This is a genomic window from Streptomyces sp. NPDC050211 (assembly GCF_040656035.1).
Lineage (GTDB): Bacteria > Actinomycetota > Actinomycetes > Streptomycetales > Streptomycetaceae > Streptomyces.
In genome coordinates this window covers 26,244-43,232 of sequence record NZ_JBFALC010000003.1, presented here as the reverse complement: position 1 = coordinate 43,232, position 16,989 = coordinate 26,244, and the positions used below count along the sequence as shown (strand labels likewise).

14 protein-coding genes and 1 riboswitch are annotated in these 16,989 nt (G+C 71.4%); of the genes, 6 read left to right on the top strand and 8 right to left on the bottom strand.

What is annotated here, in order from left to right; all coding sequences use genetic code 11:
* Positions 1–25: 25 nt before the first annotated feature.
* Positions 26–1,249, top strand: a complete 1,224-nt coding sequence (locus AB0I98_RS04200) for a cytochrome P450 (protein ID WP_362934999.1) — start codon at positions 26–28, stop codon at positions 1,247–1,249.
* Here AB0I98_RS04200 and AB0I98_RS04195 read toward each other — a convergent pair.
* The 8 genes from AB0I98_RS04195 to AB0I98_RS04160 all read right to left on the bottom strand — a co-directional run bounded on the left by AB0I98_RS04195 (position 1,237) and on the right by AB0I98_RS04160 (position 11,895).
* On the bottom strand, positions 1,237–2,685 hold the full coding sequence (locus AB0I98_RS04195; protein ID WP_362934996.1) for a family 43 glycosylhydrolase: 1,449 nt from the start codon (positions 2,683–2,685) through the stop codon (positions 1,237–1,239). The two genes, AB0I98_RS04200 and AB0I98_RS04195, sit on opposite strands and share 13 nt — an antisense overlap.
* Positions 2,686–2,874: 189 nt before the next feature.
* A complete protein-coding gene (locus AB0I98_RS04190; RefSeq protein WP_362934993.1) occupies positions 2,875–3,267 on the bottom strand; it encodes an SCO5389 family protein in 393 nt (130 codons plus the stop codon).
* A gap of 54 nt (positions 3,268–3,321) precedes the next feature.
* Positions 3,322–4,281, bottom strand: a complete 960-nt coding sequence (locus tag AB0I98_RS04185; RefSeq protein ID WP_362934990.1) for an ATP-binding protein — start codon at positions 4,279–4,281, stop codon at positions 3,322–3,324.
* Positions 4,282–4,417: 136 nt separating this feature from the next.
* Positions 4,418–5,239 (bottom strand): class I SAM-dependent methyltransferase, encoded by an 822-nt coding sequence (locus tag AB0I98_RS04180; protein WP_362934987.1) that lies wholly within the window; start codon positions 5,237–5,239, stop codon positions 4,418–4,420.
* Positions 5,240–5,310: 71 nt separating this feature from the next.
* On the bottom strand, positions 5,311–6,501 hold the full coding sequence (locus AB0I98_RS04175; RefSeq protein WP_362934984.1) for a GTP-binding protein: 1,191 nt from the start codon (positions 6,499–6,501) through the stop codon (positions 5,311–5,313).
* Between the two features lie 106 nt (positions 6,502–6,607).
* Complete coding sequence (metE, locus tag AB0I98_RS04170) at positions 6,608–8,926, bottom strand: 5-methyltetrahydropteroyltriglutamate--homocysteine S-methyltransferase (RefSeq protein WP_362934981.1); 2,319 nt, start codon at positions 8,924–8,926, stop codon at positions 6,608–6,610.
* A 150-nt stretch (positions 8,927–9,076) separates the two neighbouring features.
* Positions 9,077–9,305, bottom strand: a riboswitch (cobalamin riboswitch).
* Positions 9,304–11,163 carry a SpoIIE family protein phosphatase gene (locus AB0I98_RS04165; RefSeq protein WP_362934978.1) on the bottom strand — a complete coding sequence of 620 codons (1,860 nt, stop codon included), beginning with the start codon at positions 11,161–11,163 and terminating at the stop codon, positions 9,304–9,306. (Overlaps the previous riboswitch by 2 nt.)
* Positions 11,164–11,205: 42 nt before the next feature.
* A complete protein-coding gene (locus tag AB0I98_RS04160; protein WP_362934975.1) occupies positions 11,206–11,895 on the bottom strand; it encodes a methyltransferase domain-containing protein in 690 nt (229 codons plus the stop codon).
* Between the two features lie 160 nt (positions 11,896–12,055).
* Between AB0I98_RS04160 and AB0I98_RS04155 the strand changes: the two genes are divergently transcribed.
* From AB0I98_RS04155 to AB0I98_RS04135, 5 genes are all read left to right on the top strand, one after another.
* Entirely contained in the window at positions 12,056–12,562 is a 507-nt protein-coding gene (locus AB0I98_RS04155) for a SigE family RNA polymerase sigma factor (protein ID WP_362934972.1), read from the top strand.
* 10 nt (positions 12,563–12,572) lie between these two features.
* A complete protein-coding gene (locus tag AB0I98_RS04150) occupies positions 12,573–13,109 on the top strand; it encodes a hypothetical protein (RefSeq protein WP_362934969.1) in 537 nt (178 codons plus the stop codon).
* Between the two features lie 114 nt (positions 13,110–13,223).
* The gene (locus AB0I98_RS04145; protein WP_362935716.1) at positions 13,224–14,468 is read left to right on the top strand and encodes a bifunctional glycosyltransferase family 2/GtrA family protein; all 1,245 of its coding nucleotides are present in this window, start codon (positions 13,224–13,226) and stop codon (positions 14,466–14,468) included.
* On the top strand, positions 14,465–15,724 hold the full coding sequence (locus AB0I98_RS04140) for a hypothetical protein (RefSeq protein WP_362934966.1): 1,260 nt from the start codon (positions 14,465–14,467) through the stop codon (positions 15,722–15,724). The genes AB0I98_RS04145 and AB0I98_RS04140 overlap by 4 nt, the downstream gene beginning before the upstream one ends.
* Positions 15,725–15,751: 27 nt before the next feature.
* Complete coding sequence (locus AB0I98_RS04135; protein ID WP_362934963.1) at positions 15,752–16,975, top strand: mannosyltransferase family protein; 1,224 nt, start codon at positions 15,752–15,754, stop codon at positions 16,973–16,975.
* The last annotated feature ends 14 nt before the right edge of the window (positions 16,976–16,989 follow it).

The window sequence follows — 16,989 nt, the reverse complement described above, 5'->3', positions numbered from 1 at the left end:
ACGTGCCGCCACCGGAGGGCGCCTCATGGACCTTCACCCGCACGGCAGACTCGACGAGTTGCAGCGCGAGCCGTACCCGCACTACGCGCGCGCCCGGCACACCGACGGCCTCGTGCACCTCGCCGAGCTGGACGCCTGGCTGATCGCCCGGGACGCCGACGTACGAGAAGTCCTGCGCCGCCCCGAGGACTTCTCGTCGGCGAACGCGCTGCGGCCGGACGTGCTGCCGTCGCCCGCCGCGCTCGCCGTCCTCGGCGGCGGGTTCGGCGGGCGGCCCGTCGTCGTCACCGCGGACGGGGAGCCGCACCAGCGGCTGCGCGCCCCGATCGTCCGCGGCCTGTCACCGGCGCGCGTCGCCGCCGTGCTGCCGTACGCCGCCGAGCGCGCCGCCGCTCTCGTCGACACGTTCGCCGGGGACGGGGAGGCCGAGCTGATGTCGGCCTACGCGATGCGGCTCCCCGGGGAGGTCATCGGCAGGATCGTCGGCCTCGACCCGGCCGACGTGCCCGCCGTCGTGCACGGCGGGTACCGGGCCGAGGAACTGCTCTTCCGTCCACTGGAGGAGGACGAGCAGGTGGCCGCGGCCGAGGACGTCGTCGCCATGCAGCACATCCTCGACGGCTACGTGCGCGAGCGGCACGCGCACCCCCGCGAGGACCTCTGCACCGACCTCATCGCCTCCGTCACCACCCCGGGCAAGGGCGAACTCACCCTGGAGCAGCGGCATGAACTCGTCGCCCACCTCCAGAACCTGCTCCTCGCGGGCCACCTCACCACCACCGCACTGATCGGCACGACCGTGCTGCACCTCCTGCGCCACCGCGACCAGTGGGAGCTGCTGTGCGCCGAGCCTGACCGGATCCCGGCGGCGATCGAGGAGGCGGCTCGCTACGACACGGCCCTGCAGGGATTCCGCCGCGTCACCACCCGCCCGGTCACCCTCGCGGGCACCGAACTCCCCGCCGGTGCCGAGCTGTTCGTGGCCTTCGGCGCGGCGAACCGGGACGCGGTACGGCACCCGCGCCCCGACACCTTCGACATCACCCGCACACCCGACCGCCACCTGGCCTTCGGGCTGGGCGTGCACAGCTGCCCCGGCTCTCAGCTCGCCCGCGAGCAACTCCGCCTCACACTGCGGGAGTTGACCGGCCGCCTACCGGGCCTGCGCCTGGCCGAGGACCGCCCGGTCACCATGCGCCCGACGCTGATCCACCGCTCCCCGCAGACCCTGCACCTTCACTGGCCGTAGAAGGTGGCGTCCGCCCGGTCCGTCGCCGTGCTGGGCGTCTGGACGAACAGCACGTGCTCCCAGTGCCGGATGTAGCGGCCGGCGTAGTTGTACGACTCGTACGAGACCCCCGCCGCGTCGGACAGCCCCGCCCGCCGGTAGAAGGTCGCGTCGGACGCGAACCCTGCCGTCCCGTCGTTCTTCTCCAGCCACACCTCGAAGTTCTTGTGCCGCAGGAAGTAGCCGGGGAAGTTCGCCGACTCCAGCGAGACGGTCCCGCTCCCCGCGAGCCCCGTGACCACCCGGAACTGCGAGTCCGCCAGCGGTGCGACGTTCGCGTCCGTCCGGGCGCGGTACTCCCAGTGGCGCATGAACCGGTCCGGGAAGTTGTACGACGAGAAACGCTGCGGCGTGACCCCGTCGGCCACCGGGATCCCGAAGTCGGGGGTGCCGTCGGCCTTCCAGTACAGCTTCTGCACGCGGGTACGGCGGTTGGGGTCGTTCAGCGGGTCGCCGCTGATGTCCTTGTAGCTGCGGTCGTGGTAGACGACGATGTCGCTCTTTCCGTCCTCAGAGACGGTGAAGGAGTTGTGGCCCGGCCCGTACTGGCTGGTCGAGGCGTTGCTGGTGAAGACGGGGGCCGAACTCTTCGTCCACGACGCCGGGTTGAGCAGGTTCGCGCTCGCCGAGGCCGACAGCAGCCCCAGGCAGTAGTTGCTGTCCGTGGCGCTCGCCGAGTACGACATGAACACCTTGCCCCCACGCTGGATCACCGCCGGCCCCTCGTTGACCTTGAAGCCGACCGTCTCCCAGGAGTAGGTGGGCCGCGACAGCATCACCGGAGTGCCGGTGATGGTCCAGGGGGTGGCCATCCTCGCGAGGTAGATGTCCGTGTTGTTGTTCACGGACGGGTCGCGCTGCGCCCACGCCAGATAGCGCACCCCGTTCACGACGAAGGTCGTGGCGTCCAGCGAGAAGCTCTCCCACTGGGTCTTGATCTGCCCCTTCTCCGTCCAGCTCGCGGTGAGCGGGTTGGCGCCGGTGCCCTCCAGGACGTACATCCGGATCGCCCACACATCACTGGTGGATCCGGCGGCGAAGTAGACGTACCACTTGCCGTCGATGAAGTGGATCTCCGGCGCCCAGATGTGCGCGCCCATCGCACCGCTGGCGTGCTTGGTCCAGATGGTGACCTCCTGGGCCGTGGACAGGCCCTGGATGGTGGTCGCCCGGCGCAGCACGATGCGGTCGTACTCGGGGACGGTCGCGGTGAAGTAGTAGTAGCCGTCGGTGTGTCTGACGATGTGTGGGTCGGCCCGCTTCTCCGCGATCGGATTGGTGTACGTCACGGCGGGGGAGTCGGGCACGGCGGCCTGGGCGGGGGAACCCGGTGCGACGAGACAGGCCGCGAGAGCGACGAGCATCGCCGTGAGCAGACGAACGACGTGACGTGCCAAGGGAGGATCCTGTCCGTGATTTCGAACGCGGTTCGTGAATTCGATCAGAAGATAGATCCGAGGCATGCCCCCGTCAACGGTTGTGTCACACGGGCTTTACCGGGCCGCAATGGACGGCGGCCGCGGGGCTGCTGGTCCCGCTGGTGCGGGAGAGGGCCGCCGCCCCTCCCGCACCGGCGTCGTACGGCCTCAGCAGTCGCGGAACTCCGGGGACTGGTTCAGGATCTGGGAGCGCAGAGAGGTGAAGCGGGTGTACGTCGAACCGCCGCGCGCCTCCGGCGGGAACACGGCGACGCGGTGGCAGTTCTGGAAGGCGAGGGCGACGCCGAAGTGCCGCTCCAGGCTGCCGCGGATCGCGTCGCTGGACAGCGCCCGCAGCAGCTGACCGCGCTCCTTCTCGGAGGGCGGCGGGGTCTGGTTGTCGGCGAACTCGGCCTGACCGGCGCCCAGTTCGCCGACCAGACGGGCGATCAGATCGTAGGCGTACGGCAGGGACGTACGGACCGTATCCACGAAGTCCTCTTCCCGCACCTGGCCGTTCTCGGCTTCGGCGAGCAGCTGCGGGGAGACGTCGAGCGACATGAAGGGGGTGTCCTGTCTGTTGTGCTGGTGGTGGAACACAGAGGTGCGGTGAGGTCAGGCGAAGGCCGCAAGGGCTGCGGGGCCGTGCTCGAATTCGGGGTCGACCTGGTCGGCGAGGTCCCGGCCGGTGGCCGCGTTGGCCCAGGCCGTGGCGTTGCGGAGGTGGAACTCGACGGCGTGCCGCTGGAAGGCCGCCCAGTCCTTCGTACGGGCGTCGACGGCGGCCTGCAGCCGCTGCAGGGCCTCGGCGTTGGCGGGCTCCAGGTCGCCCTGGTCGCGGCCCTGTTCCTGGGCGCGGACGAAGGCGGACTGCTCGCAGTGGGCGAGGAGGTCGTCGCCGACGTGCCGGCGCAGGAAGTCGAGGTCGTCCGCGCCGGTGACCTTGTTGCCGACCACGGCGACCGGGATGCCGAACTCGGCCGCGTGGTCGCGGTACTGGCGGTAGACCGAGACGCTCTTCCGGGTCGGCTCGACGACCAGGAACGTCATGTCGAACCGGGTGAACAGCCCGGAGGCGAAGGCGTCCGCGCCGGCCGTCATGTCGACGACGACGTACTCGCCGGGGCCGTCGACCAGATGGTTGAGGTACAGCTCGACCGCGCCCAGCTTGGAGTGGTAGCAGGCCACCCCGAGATCGCTCTCGTCGAAGGCGCCGGTGACCATCAGGGACACCTCGCCGACCCGCTGGACGTGCTGCGAGTGGATCTCGTCGTCTCCGAGCAGCCGGAGCAGCCGCGAGCCGCGCCCGGGCGGCGTGGTCTTCACCATCGCCTCGCGGGACGGGATCCGCGGGTTCGTGCCCCGCAGATAGTCCTTGATCTCACCGGTCCGCGCACTGAGCGGCGGCGCGGCGAAGACCTCGTCCTCGTCGAGCCCGAGGGCGTAGGCCAGGTGCTGGTTGATGTCGCCGTCCATGGCGACGACGGGCGCGCCCGAGCGCGCGAGATGACGGGCGAAGAGTGCGGACAGGGTCGTCTTGCCGCTGCCGCCCTTGCCCACGAAGGCCACGCGCATGCCTAACCGCCCCTATTGGAAATGAATGTCATGAACGTAGATTGGTGATCGCAGGGGGCCGGTGTCAAATCCGTGGACGCTCAACTGGGCGGCGGGCGACGCGAGTTGAAAATTGGGTAGTAATGCGGGACGCCCGTCAGGGGAGTCGCACGAGATTGAGCCGGTAGTCCTCGACTGTCGGCAGCTTCATCGCGGCAAGGCCGGTGAGCATCTCCTGGTAGCCGCCCGGCAGTTCGTCGTACATCGCGGACGGCAGGGTGACCAGCGTGTGCGAGGCGAGGACCTGGACCCCGGGGCGCCAGTCCGCGAGCCGGGCCGGGTCCGTGCAGTTCCACCGCAGCCGTGCGTCGACCTTGCTGAGCGCGTCGTGCTCGTCCTGGGTGTCGACCATGCCGGGGCCTGTCGTATCGAGGGCCAGCAGCGAGCCCGGGAATCGGTCGGCGAGGAGGTCGACGACACGCTGGACGTCCTTCTCCTCGAAGTACGGCAGGACGGCCTCGGCGGCGAGGAAATACGGGCCGTCCGTGGGCAGCGATTCGGTCCATGACGCGTCCGTCACCGATGCCGGGATCATCGTCCGGCGCCGGGTGTCCTCGAAGAAGGTCCGGCGCAGGTCGACCACGTCGGGCAGATCGAGGTCGAACCACCGGACCCGGCCGTTGTCGACGCGCTCGTACCGCGTGTTGAGGCCGGTGCCGATCTCGACGACCGTGCCCTCGGGGTGTTCGGTGAGGAAGTCCCGCACCCAGCGGTCGAACAGGCTCGTGCGCAGCACCGAGCCGAGCAGGCTCGGTCCGTCGTCGAAGCGGGCGAAGTCGTAGTCGATCGAGGCGACGATCTCCTCGGCCCGTGCGTCGCGCAGGGCGGGTTCCGGCTTGCGGTTCTCCACCGCGCGGCCATAGAGCGGGATGAGCAGGGTCTCCTGGACCGTGCCCAGACGTACGGTGTGCTGAGTCATGGCAGCCTCCCGGTTCGGTGTCCGTACCGGGCCGGGCGGTGCCGTGGCTGCGTCCACCGCCCGGCCCGGAGTCAGTGGGCCCCCGCGACCAGTTCGGGGTGCTCTTCGTGCTCGCAGGCCTCGTCGATGCCGTACGTCTCCCAGGCCGGGAAGGGGTCGGTGGCGGGCGGCGTTTCACCGGCCCGCATCAGACAGGCGGACAGCGCGGCCCGCAGCGGCTCAGCCTGCAACTCGGTGCCGATGAAGACGAGTTCCTGCGCGTACGGCGCCTCCTCGTCCCGCGCCGTGGACGGCTCGAAGCGGGCCACCGCGCCGGCCTGCGACCACAGCCCCGTCACCTGCGGGCGGCTGGCCAGGGTGAAGAAGCCCTTGGAGCGCAGCACCTCCCCGAAGACTCCGCTGTCCAGCTGCTCGCTCACGAAGGTCCACAACCGGTCCGGGTGGAAGGGCAGTTCGGCGCGGAAGACGGTGGAGGAGATGCCGTACTCCTCGGTCTCCGGGACATGGTCGCCGTTCAGCTCCCGGACCCAGCCCGGCGCCTGCTGGGCGCGCTCCAGGTCGAACAGTCCGGTGCCCAGCACCTCGCGGACGTCGACCCGGCCGTGCTCGGCGGGAACGATCCGGGCGGCGGGATTGAGACGGGCGAGCGTCGCGCGCAGCCGGTCGGCGGTCGCGGTGTCGACGAGGTCGAGCTTGTTGACGACGATCACGTCGGCGAACTCGACCTGGTCCATCAGCAGATCGCTGACGGTGCGCTCGTCGTCCTCGTACTGGTCGAGCCCTCGCTCCACCAGCTCGTCGCCGCCCGCCAGTTCGGGCAGGAAGTTCGCGGCGTCCACGACCGTGACCATGGTGTCCAGTCGCGCCAGGTCGCCGAGGGTGGCGCCGTCGTCGCGGGCGAAGGCGAAGGTGGCCGCGACCGGCATCGGCTCCGAGATGCCGGACGACTCGATGAGGAGGTAGTCGAAGCGGCCCTCGCGGGCCAGCCGGTCGACCTCCTCCAGCAGATCGTCGCGCAGGGTGCAGCAGATGCACCCGTTGGTCATCTCGACCAGGCGCTCCTCGGTGCGCGACAGAGCGGCCTCGCCGCCGCGGACCAGCGCGGCGTCGATGTTGATCTCGCTCATGTCATTGACGATGACCGCGACCCGCAGGCCCTCACGGTTGCCGAGGACATGGTTGAGCAGCGTGGTCTTGCCCGCTCCCAGAAATCCGGACAGCACGGTGACGGGCAGACGGTCGGACAGGCCGAGGGAAGGCATGGCGGTTCTCCTGGGTGGGCGAGCACCGTCACGCTACATGAAAATGGGTCCCATTAACACCGGCCGGGGCGTGCGGGGCGGCCCCGGCCGGTGGGGAGGCAGGTGGTTAGGACGTGGGCAGTTCGCCGCGGACCGTGCGGGCCGCGGCGACTAGGTTCTCCAGCGAGGAACGGGTCTCCGGCCAGGCGCGGGTCTTCAGGCCGCAGTCGGGGTTGACCCACAGCCGGTCGGCGGGGATCGCCTTCAGGGCGGTGCGCAGGAGTTCGGCCGCCTCCTCGGCGCTCGGCACGCGCGGGGAGTGGATGTCGTACACGCCGGGTCCGGCCTCGCGCGGATAGCCATGGCCGGCGAGTTCACGGGCGACCTGCATATGGGAGCGGGCCGCCTCCAGGCTGATGACGTCCGCATCGAGATCGTCGATGGCCTGGATGATGTCGCCGAACTCGGCGTAGCACATATGGGTGTGGATCTGCGTGTCCGGGCGCACGCCGCCGGTCGTCAGACGGAACGCCTCCGTCGCCCAGGCCAGGTAGGCGGGGTGGTCGGCGGCGCGCAGCGGCAGCGTCTCGCGCAGGGCCGGTTCGTCGACTTGGATCACCGAAGTCCCGGCCGCCTCGAGGTCGTTCACCTCGTCGCGCAGCGCCAGCGCGACCTGCCGGGCCGTCTCGCCGAGCGGCTGGTCGTCGCGGACGAAGGACCAGGCGAGCATGGTGACCGGTCCCGTGAGCATGCCCTTGACGGGGCGCGAGGTGAGGGACTGGGCATACGTCGTCCAGCGCACCGTCATCGGCTCGGGCCGGGAGATGTCGCCGGCCAGGATCGGCGGGCGGACGTAGCGGGTGCCGTAGGACTGGACCCAGCCGTGCTGGGTGGCGAGGTAGCCGGTGAGCTGCTCGGCGAAGTACTGGACCATGTCGTTGCGTTCGGGCTCACCGTGCACCAGGACGTCCAGGCCGGTCTTCTCCTGGAAGGAGATCACCTCCTGGATCTCCGCCCTGATCCGGTGCTCGTAGCCGGCCGTGTCGATCCGGCCCGCCTTCAAGTCCGCGCGCGCCGCACGCAGTTCGCCGGTCTGCGGGAACGAGCCGATGGTGGTGGTCGGCAGCGGCGGCAGGCCGAGGTGGGCGCGCTGGGCGGCGGCCCGCTCGGCGTACGGCTGGGAGCGTCGGGCGTCGGCGGCGGTGACGGCCGTGGCGCGGGCCCGTACGGCCGGGTCGCGGGTGATGGGGGAGTTGGCGCGGGAGGCCAGGTCGGCGCGGTTGGCGGCGAGTTCGGCGGTGATCGCGTCGGTGCCGCGGGCGAGGCCCTTGGTGAGGGTGACGATCTCGGTGGTCTTCTGCCGGGCGAAGGCGAGCCAGCGCAGGATCTGCGGCTCGATGTCCCGCTCGGCCGCCGTGTCGAGGGGGACGTGCAGCAGGGAGCAGGAGGCCGCGACGTCGACCCTGTCGGCCAGGCCCAGCAGGGTGCCGAGCGTGGTGAGCGATGCCGACAGGTCGTTGACCCAGATGTTGCGGCCGTCGACGACACCGGCGACCAGCCGCTTGCCGGGCAGCCCGCCGACCGCGGCGAGGGCGTCCAGATTGGCGGCGGCGGCCTCGGTGAAGTCCAGCGCGAGCCCGTCGACCGGGGCCTTGGCCAGCACCGGCAGCGCGTCGCCGAGCCGGTCGAAGTACGAGGCGACCAGCAGCCTCGGCCGGTCGGTGAGGGCGCCGAGCTCCCGGTACGCCCGCTCGGCGGCGTTCAGTTCGGCCGGGGTGCGGTCCTGGACGAGGGCGGGCTCGTCCAGCTGCACCCACTCGGCGCCGGCGGCGCGCAGGTCGGCGAGGACCTCGGCGTACACCGGGAGCAGCCGGTCGAGGAGGGTGATGGGGTCGAAGTCGGCGGCCACGCCGGGGGCGGGCTTGGCGAGCAGGAGGTAGGTGACGGGGCCGACCAGGACCGGACGCGCCGTCAGACCCAGGGCGAGGGCTTCCTTCAGCTCGGCGACCTGCTTGGCGGAGTCGGCGGTGAACACCGTGTCCGGGCCCAACTCCGGGACCAGATAGTGGTAGTTGGTGTCGAACCACTTCGTCATCTCCAGCGGCGCCACGTCCTGGGTGCCGCGCGCCATGGCGAAGTAGCCGTCCAGGGCGTCCGCTTCGACGGCGGCCCGGTGCCGCTCGGGGATCGCGCCGACCATGACGGTGGTGTCGAGGACGTGGTCGTAGTACGAGAAGTCACCGGTCGGCACCTCGTGGATGCCGGCCCCGGCCAGCTGCCGCCAGTTGCCGCGCCGCAGTTCGGCCGCGGTGGCGCGGAGGGCGTCGGCGGTGACGCGGCCCTTCCAGTAGCCCTCGATCGCCTTCTTCAGTTCCCGGTGCGGGCCCTGGCGGGGGTAGCCGTACACGGTGGCCCGTGCTGCCGCGGCTGCGGGCTTGCTTGTCACGGAGATCTCCTTCGCGAGATGAATCCCTGAGATCCCGGAGACGGGACGAGAACGCGAAGGGTGACCAACCGGACGGCAACGGCCACTGGCCGTCCGCTCGGTGGTACGCCGACCCGCCCTCGAGGTCACCGGGATGTCCGCGCACGAGTGGTTCGCACACGGGCAGTTGGCAGGTCTTCGGACTCACGGGCACGTCTCCTCGTCGTACGAGGAGACATCTACTGGCCGTCGCTTCCCAGGTCCGCTTCATGGACCCAGTGCGTATGACGGCGGTCGTTCCCGTTCACCGCTGCGGGGCAGTCCCGGATTCCCACCGGGTTCCCTCTTGCGACGCATCCCGCCTGGCGGACGGGGGCGAACCAGCTGCGTCGGCCAGCTTAACCCGCAGGGGGCAACGGCTGCTCGAACCACACAACCTTGCCCGTGCTCACCCGAGTTGCCCCCCAGCGCTCGGACAGCTGGTCGACCAGGAACAGCCCGCGTCCGCCCTCGTCGCTCAGCCGGGCGTGGCGCATCCTCGGCACCACGGGCGAGTCGTCGCCGACCTCGCAGCGCAGCACGTCCGTGCAGAGTAGCCGCAGGGTGATCGGGCGGGAGGCGAAGCGCACGGCGTTGGCCACCACCTCGCTGACCATCAGCTCGGTGGATTCGAGCAGGTCGTCGAGGCCCCAGCCGTGCAGGGTCCTGCGAGTCAGCCGGCGGGCCTGGCGCGCGGTCTGCGGGCGCGGCGCCATGTACCAGTAGGCGACGGTCTCCGGCAGGATGCCCTCGAACCGGGCCGCTAGCAGCGCGATGTCGTCGTCGCGGTCACCGGCGCCCAGGGTGCCGAGGGCCTGGTCGCACAGGTCTTCCAGGGTCGGCGGCGCGGATCCTGAACCGGTCGCGCGCAGCCGGGCGCAGAGCCGCTCCACGCCGGTCATGACGTCCGAGTCGCGGGACTCGACCAGGCCGTCGGTGTACAGCAGCAGGGTCGCCCCGCCCGGCGCGTGTGTCTCGACCGACTCGAATCCACCGCTGCCGACACCGATCGGCGCTCCGGGCGGGACGTCCAGCACCTCGACGCCGCCGTCGGGACGCAGCAGCACCGGCGGCAGGTGGCTGGCGCTGGACGCGATCAGCCGGTGCAGGACGGGGTCGTACAAGGCGTACAGGCAGGTCGCGGTGTGCTCGCTGCCCAGGCGTGCCGCCTGCTCGTCGAGGTGGTGCAGCACCTCGTCCGGGGGCAGGTCGAGCCCGGCCAGGGTCTGCACGCTGGTCCGCAGCTGGCCCATGATCGCGGCCGAGGTCATGGAGTGGCCCATCACATCGCCGATCACCAGGGCCACGCGATTGCCGGGCAGCGGGATCGCGTCGTACCAGTCCCCGCCGACCTGCGCGGTCCGCGAGGCCGGCAGATAGCGGCTGGCCAGCCGGACCCCGGGCGGCTCCGGCAGCGACGGCGGGAGCATCGTGCGCTGCAACGTGTCGGCGACGGATGCCTCACGCTCGTACAGCATCGCCTTGTCCAGCCCGAGGGCGGTGTGGGTGGCGAGCTGGGAGGCCACCAGCAGATCGTCGCCGGTGAAGTCGGGCCGGTCGAGTCCGCGGATCAGGACGACGCTGCCCAGGGCGTGGTTGCGGCCGTGCAGCGGGGCGATGATCAGCCGTCGCCCGGGCGGTGCCGACCAGGGCATGTGCACCCTCCCGAGCAGCTCGGCCGCCGCCGGGGCGACGCCCGGGTCGTTGCCGAACACCGGCCGTCCGTCCTGCAGCAGCTTGGCGAGCAGTCCGGTGGCGGCCGGGTGTACGACCTCGGCCGCCTGGAGGGTGTGCGCGCTCGGCGCGGGCGGTCCGGAGCCCTGCTCGGCGGGGGTCCGGAGGGACGCGTGGTCCATGGTGTGCAGCCGCAGGATCTCCGGGGCGGCGCCGATCTCGTCGCCTATCGGCAGGGGAGCGTACAGGTGGACGAACGCGGTGTCGGCGAAGGCCGGGACGGCCGCGCGGCACAGTTCGTACAGCGTCTCGTCGAGGTTCATGCCGCGGGCGATCTGCCGGGTCGCGGCGTCGAGATAGCGGAGCCTGTCGGTCTGCGGCGGGGTGGCGTCTGGTCCGGCGGGAGCCTCGGCGGCCGGCAGGCGCACGGTCACCCCGCGGTTGTCGGAGCCGGACGGCTGCGGCCGATGCATGAGAGCGGCGGGTTCCTGCGCGCCGGGCGCCGGACCCCCGGTGTCGTCACCGGTTCCGAGCTGCTTCGTCATGCGTGTCCTTCCGGGCGTGCGGCCCGCGCCCCGGCGAGCGGATCAGGAGCCGTCGGGCGTGCGCCGGCAGTGCAGGAAGATCTGCACCTCGGGCTGGATGTCGGCGACCGCCGGCGCGTAGGTGTACGAGGACTCGTCGCCGATCTCGAAGCCCGCCGCCTCGACGACCTCGCGCAGCTCGTCCCTCAGATAGCCGGAGACGCGGATGCTCCTTCCGATGAAGGGGATCGAGAAGTCGTCCACATCGGCCTCCACCATCGACAGGGCGAGCAGGCCGCCCGGACGCAGCAGATGACGGACGGTGCGCAGGGCGAGAGGGATCTCCGCGCGCGGAAGCATGAGCAGGGAGAAGAACGCGGCCACGCCGTCGAAGCGGCCCAGGTCCAAGAGGCCGCCGGGCCGCAGATCCGCGATGTCCGCCTGATGGAACTCCCCGGTGGGCACATGGTCGCGGGCCAGCGCGACCATCCCGTCCGACAGGTCCACCCCGACGACGTCGAAGCCCGCCTCCGCCAGCTGGCGCGCGGTCGGGAGCCCGGTGCCGCACCCCAGATCCAGCACCCGGGACCCGGCCGGCAGAGAGCCGATGAGCCACGCGGCCGCCGCGACCTGCCCTTCCTTGTGCGGGAAGGCCTCGTCGTAGCGATTGCCGATGGCATCGAACGCCTCGGCCTGACCGGTGCGGTCCCGCCGTAGCGTTTCGTAGTCGAGCCTGTCGCCAGGGTTGCTCACCACGTCTCCTCCGGTGCCTTATGCGTCAGTTTTTCACATTCACTCGTTTATGTGCATGTTTCGCTGTGATCCAGATCACCGGCTGTGAATGCAGCGTGAAGGGGCTGTCAGTGCCTTCTCCCTTGTGTAGGCGAGCCGGCGAGAACTGGGGACAGCGCGGATGGAACAAGATCGGGCCGGTGAGTTCGACGAGTTCGTGGCCGCCCGCTGGTCGGGGCTGTTCCATCTGGCGCGTCTGCTCACCGGAGGCGATCGGCACCGGGCCGAGGACCTGTTGCAGGAGTCCCTGGTCAAGCTGTGGTTCGTCTGGCCGAAGATCGCCGACGAGGCGCCGGAGGCCTACGTGCGCAAGGTGCTGTCGCGAGCGGCGGCCCGCTCGGCCCGGCGGCGCTGGTGGGGCGAGCGCCCCGTGGACCAGTTGCCCGAGGTGGCGGTGACGGGCGACGTGTCCGCGACCGTGGCGGAGCGGTCCCGGCTGGAGGCCGCGCTGGCCCAACTGCCGTCCCGGCAGCGGGCCGCGGTGGTGCTGCGCTACTACCAGGACCTGCCCGAGGCACACGTCGCCCAGGTGCTGGGCTGTCCGGTCGGCACGGCCCGGTCGCACGCCTCGCGTGGGGTGGCGCGGCTGCGCCGGCTTCTGGCCGATGTCATCGAGCCGGTGGGGTGAGGGAGAAGTCATGGATCACTTCGAGCGGCAGTTGGCGCAGCTGATGCGCGACACCCAGGAGCACACCCCCTACGAGCCGAAGCATCAGGACCGTCTGCAGGCGGGAGTACGAGCACGCCGCCGGGCCCGCGCGGCACAGGCGGCCGTCGGCTCCGTACTGGCGGTCGCCGGACTCGGCATCGGGCTGTTCCTGCTGCCCGACGGCCAGGTCAGCGACCAGCCCAGCGCTCCCCACCCGCGGCCCGTCGTCAGTCCGTCGTCCCCGGCGAGCTCGACCTCGCCGCCGGGCCCGTCGCCGAGCGCGTCCCCGTCCCCGTCCTCGTCCTCGTCCTCGTCCTCGACCAGCTCGGCGGACTCGCACGCGCCCACCACAGCACCCCCCACGTCGACGGGGAGCGCGACCTCGGACTCCGGGGATCCGTCCGTGGGCGCCACCGATCACGGCGCCACGAGCGCGACCAGTCCGCCACCCACATCGACACAGGGCGTGCCGGAGACAGGGGAGCCGTCGGCCCCCGAGTCGTCCGTCCTCGGTTCGGCCGACTAGAACCCCACTCGACCACCCCAGCGATCAACCAGCGCGCCGCGTGTGCCTTCCGCACGCCCTGCGTCGGAGCACAGACAAGGACGAACCATGACAAACGCAGGGACCGTCGCCTTCATGGGAAGGGACCGGCTGCCCCGCCCCGCCCCGCTCCCCGCGCACCATCCGGAGCCCGTCCTGGACGTCGTCGTGCCGGTGTTCAACGAGGAGGCCGATCTGGAGCGGAGTGTACGGCGGCTGCACGCGCACCTGCGGGAGACGTTCCCGTACCCGTTCCGGATCACCGTCGCAGACAACGCCAGCACCGACGCCACTCCACGCATCGCCGCCCGCCTGGCCGGCGAGCTGCCCGAGGCGGACTGGATACGGCTGGAGGAGAAGGGACGGGGCCGTGCGCTGCGGGCGGCCTGGTCACGGTTGCGGGCCCCCGTGCTCGCGTACGTGGACGTGGACCTGTCGACCGGACTGGCCGCGCTGCTCCCGCTCGTGGCCCCGCTGATCTCCGGGCACTCCGACATCGCCATCGGCACCCGGCTGGCCCATGGTTCCCGGGTGGTGCGCGGCCCCAAGCGGGAGATCATCTCCCGCTGCTACAACGTGCTCCTGCGCTCCACGCTCGCCGTGGGCTTCTCCGACGCGCAGTGCGGCTTCAAGGCGGTGCGGCGCGAGGTCGCCGAGCGGCTGCTGCCCCTGGTCGAGGACTCCGCGTGGTTCTTCGACACCGAGTTACTGGTGATCGCCGAGCGGGCCGGGCTGCGGATCCACGAGGTGCCGGTGGACTGGGTGGACGACCCCGACAGCCGGGTCGACATCCTCGCCACCGCGCTGGCCGACCTGCGGGGCATCGCCCGGATCGGCCGCGCACTGGCCCGCGGGACCCTGCCGTCGGCGGAACCGTCCCAGGGAGCCGAGGCCCCGTCGCCCGGACTGTTCACGCAACTGGTGCGCTTCGCGGCCGTAGGAGCGGTGAGCACCCTCTGCTATCTGATCCTGTACGCGGCGCTGCGTCCGCCGCTGGGACCCCAGGCCGCCAACGCAGTGGCGCTGCTGGCCTGCGCCGTCGCCAACACGGCCGCGAACCGGCGGCTCACCTTCGGGCTGCGCGGCCGGGGCGGCGCCCTGCGTCACCAGGCCCGCGGTCTCGTCACCTTCTGCGTCGGCCTGGCGCTCACCAGCGGATCGCTCGCGGCCCTGCACCACATCGCGCCCACCGCCGATCACCGCATCGAACTCGCCGTCCTGGTGGCCGCCAACCTCGCCGCGACCCTGCTGCGGTTCCTGCTCTTCCGTGCCTGGGTCTTCAGCACCCGTGCCACCCGCGCCACCCATTCCGCTCGTTCCCTGGGACGGACCGCCCGATGAACACGACGCTCACGGTCAGCCCCGACCACACCGCATCCCCGCACCCCGTCGTGCCCGACCGACGGCAGCGGCTGCACCGCCTGGCCGTGCGCTACGGTCCGCCGCTGGCGGTGTACGGCGTACTGAAGCTCATCGGCTTCTCCGTCTTCATGTACCTGCTGGACTCCGCCGGTGACTTCCGGGAGAAGAACCCCCGCTTCGGCGGCGGCGCCCACACGTGGGACGTCCTGGGCACCTGGGACGGCTGGTGGTACCAGCAGATCGCCGCGCACGGCTACCACCCCGAACTCCGCCCGATCCCCGGCGCCACCGGACTGATCACCCTGGAAGGGAACTCGGCGGCGTTCTTCCCGCTCTACCCGGCCCTGATGCGGCTCGTCTCCGAGGTGACCGGCCTGGGCACCTTCGGCGCCGGACTGCTCGTCTCGGTCGTCGCCTCCTTCGCCGCCGTCCTGGGGATCTACGCCGTCACCGCGCACCTCGGCGGCCCGCGCGCCGGGCTGACCGCGGCCGGACTGTTTGCCGTCTGGCCCGGCTCCGGCGTGGAGTGGGCGGTCTACTCCGACTCCCTCTACGTCGCCCTGGCCGCCTGGGCCTGCTACGCGGTCATGCGCCGGAACTGGCTCACCGCCGGCCTCCTCACCTGCGCGGCCGGCCTCAACCGCCCCACCGCCGTCGCCCTGATCGCCGCCCTCGCCGTCGCCGCACTCCTCGCCATCCACCGGCACCGGCGCCACGAAGGCGTCCTGCGCCCACTGGTGGCGGTGGCCGTCGCCCCACTCGGCCTCCTCGGTTACCTGCTGTGGGTGGGCCATCGCATGGGCGACTACGGCGGCTACTTCAAGCTCCAGTCGGGCGCCTGGGCCCACGAGTTCGACTACGGCAAGTACACCCTCGATGTCCTCACCAACGTCCCGGTGGGCCACAACGACTACCTCTTCGCGTGGCCCTACGCGGACATCATCGGCGTCTGCGTGGTGCTGCTGGCGGCCGTGCTCGTCCCGTTGCTGATCCGGCTGCGCCCGCCTGCCGTCCTGGTCGTCTACCCGGCCGTCACCCTCGCCCTCGTCCTGGGCAGCCAGCAGATCTTCGGCAACGTCTCCCGCTATCTGCTCCCGGCGTTCCCGCTGTTCATCCCGCTCGCCCTGGCGCTGCGCCGGCTCAGCCTGCGCCTGCAGCTCACGGTGCTCTCCATCGCCGCGGTGGCCTCCGGTTCCTACGCGGGCTACGTCCTCTTCGAACTCGGCGTCCCGTAACCCGGCGGACCCAGGAATGGATGCACGATGACCGCGACCCTGCCCGAACGGAACGTCGCAAGTCCCGTAAGGAAAAAGCCTCGTGCCGCCCCGCCGCGGCGGCGACTGCTCGACCGGCTGACCCCTGCGGACCGCCGGGTGCTGCGGCTCTACGCCCTCACCCGCCTGGGACTGTGGCTCGTCACCTACTGCACCGCGTGGCTGTTCCCCGCCGACGGGAACGCCAAGTCACCGGCCCCGTGGCTGTCCCACTGGGAGCGGTGGGACTGGGCCCACTACCAACACATAGGCGAATACGGGTACTTCGGCGCCTTCCCGGGGATGGACCCCGCCTCCGACAACCGGGTGGCCTTCTTCCCGGGCTTCCCGTTCACCCTCCGCGCCGTACACACCGTCATCGCCGACTGGACCGTGGCCGGGCTGCTGATCTCCCTGGTCAGCGGTGCCGTGGCGGTGGTGGCGCTGGCCCGGATCGCCGGGCTCGGCCACCCGGACGGTGCCCGGGCCGGCCAACGGGCCGTCACCTTCCTGCTGTTGTCGCCCGCCGCGGTGTTCCTGGCCGCCGGATACACCGAAGCGCTCTTCCTCGCGTTCGCGCTGCCGGCCTGGCTCGCGGCGAAGAACCGCAACTGGCCGCTCGCCGGCCTGCTCGGTGCCGCGGCCACCACCACCCGGGTCAGCGGCCTGTTCCTGGCCACCGCGATCGCCGTCGAGTTCCTGCTCGCCCGGGACGACCGCCGCGGCAAGCGCCGGATGCGCGCGCTGCCCTGGTGCGCGGTACCCGTCCTGCCCGCCGCGGCCTACACGGTCTACCTACACGCGCGGACCGGCGACTGGATGGCCTGGAAGCACGCCCAGGAACGCGGCTGGTACCGGGACTTCCACACCCCCGCCGAAGCGTTCCGGCACACCTGGGACAACGCCTTCGACCACCTCCTGACCACCGGCTACGCCTGGGAGTTCCAGCTGGAGCTGGCCGCGATGGCGACCGGGCTCGTGCTGCTGGCCCTGCTGCTGTACCGCCGCCGCTGGCCGGAGGCCGTCTTCATCGCGCTCAACCTCTGGGCCCTCGGAACGTCGTACTGGTACCTGTCCGTCCCCCGCGCCACCCTGCTCTGGTGGCCCCTGTGGACCGGCCTGGCCCACTGGAGCCTGCGGCGCGGCTGGGTGAAGGAGGCGTACGTCGCCGTGGTCGCGCCGCTGATGGTGGTCCTCGCGGTGACGTTCACGTCGGGCCGCTGGGCGGGCTGAACCCGGCCTCCCCG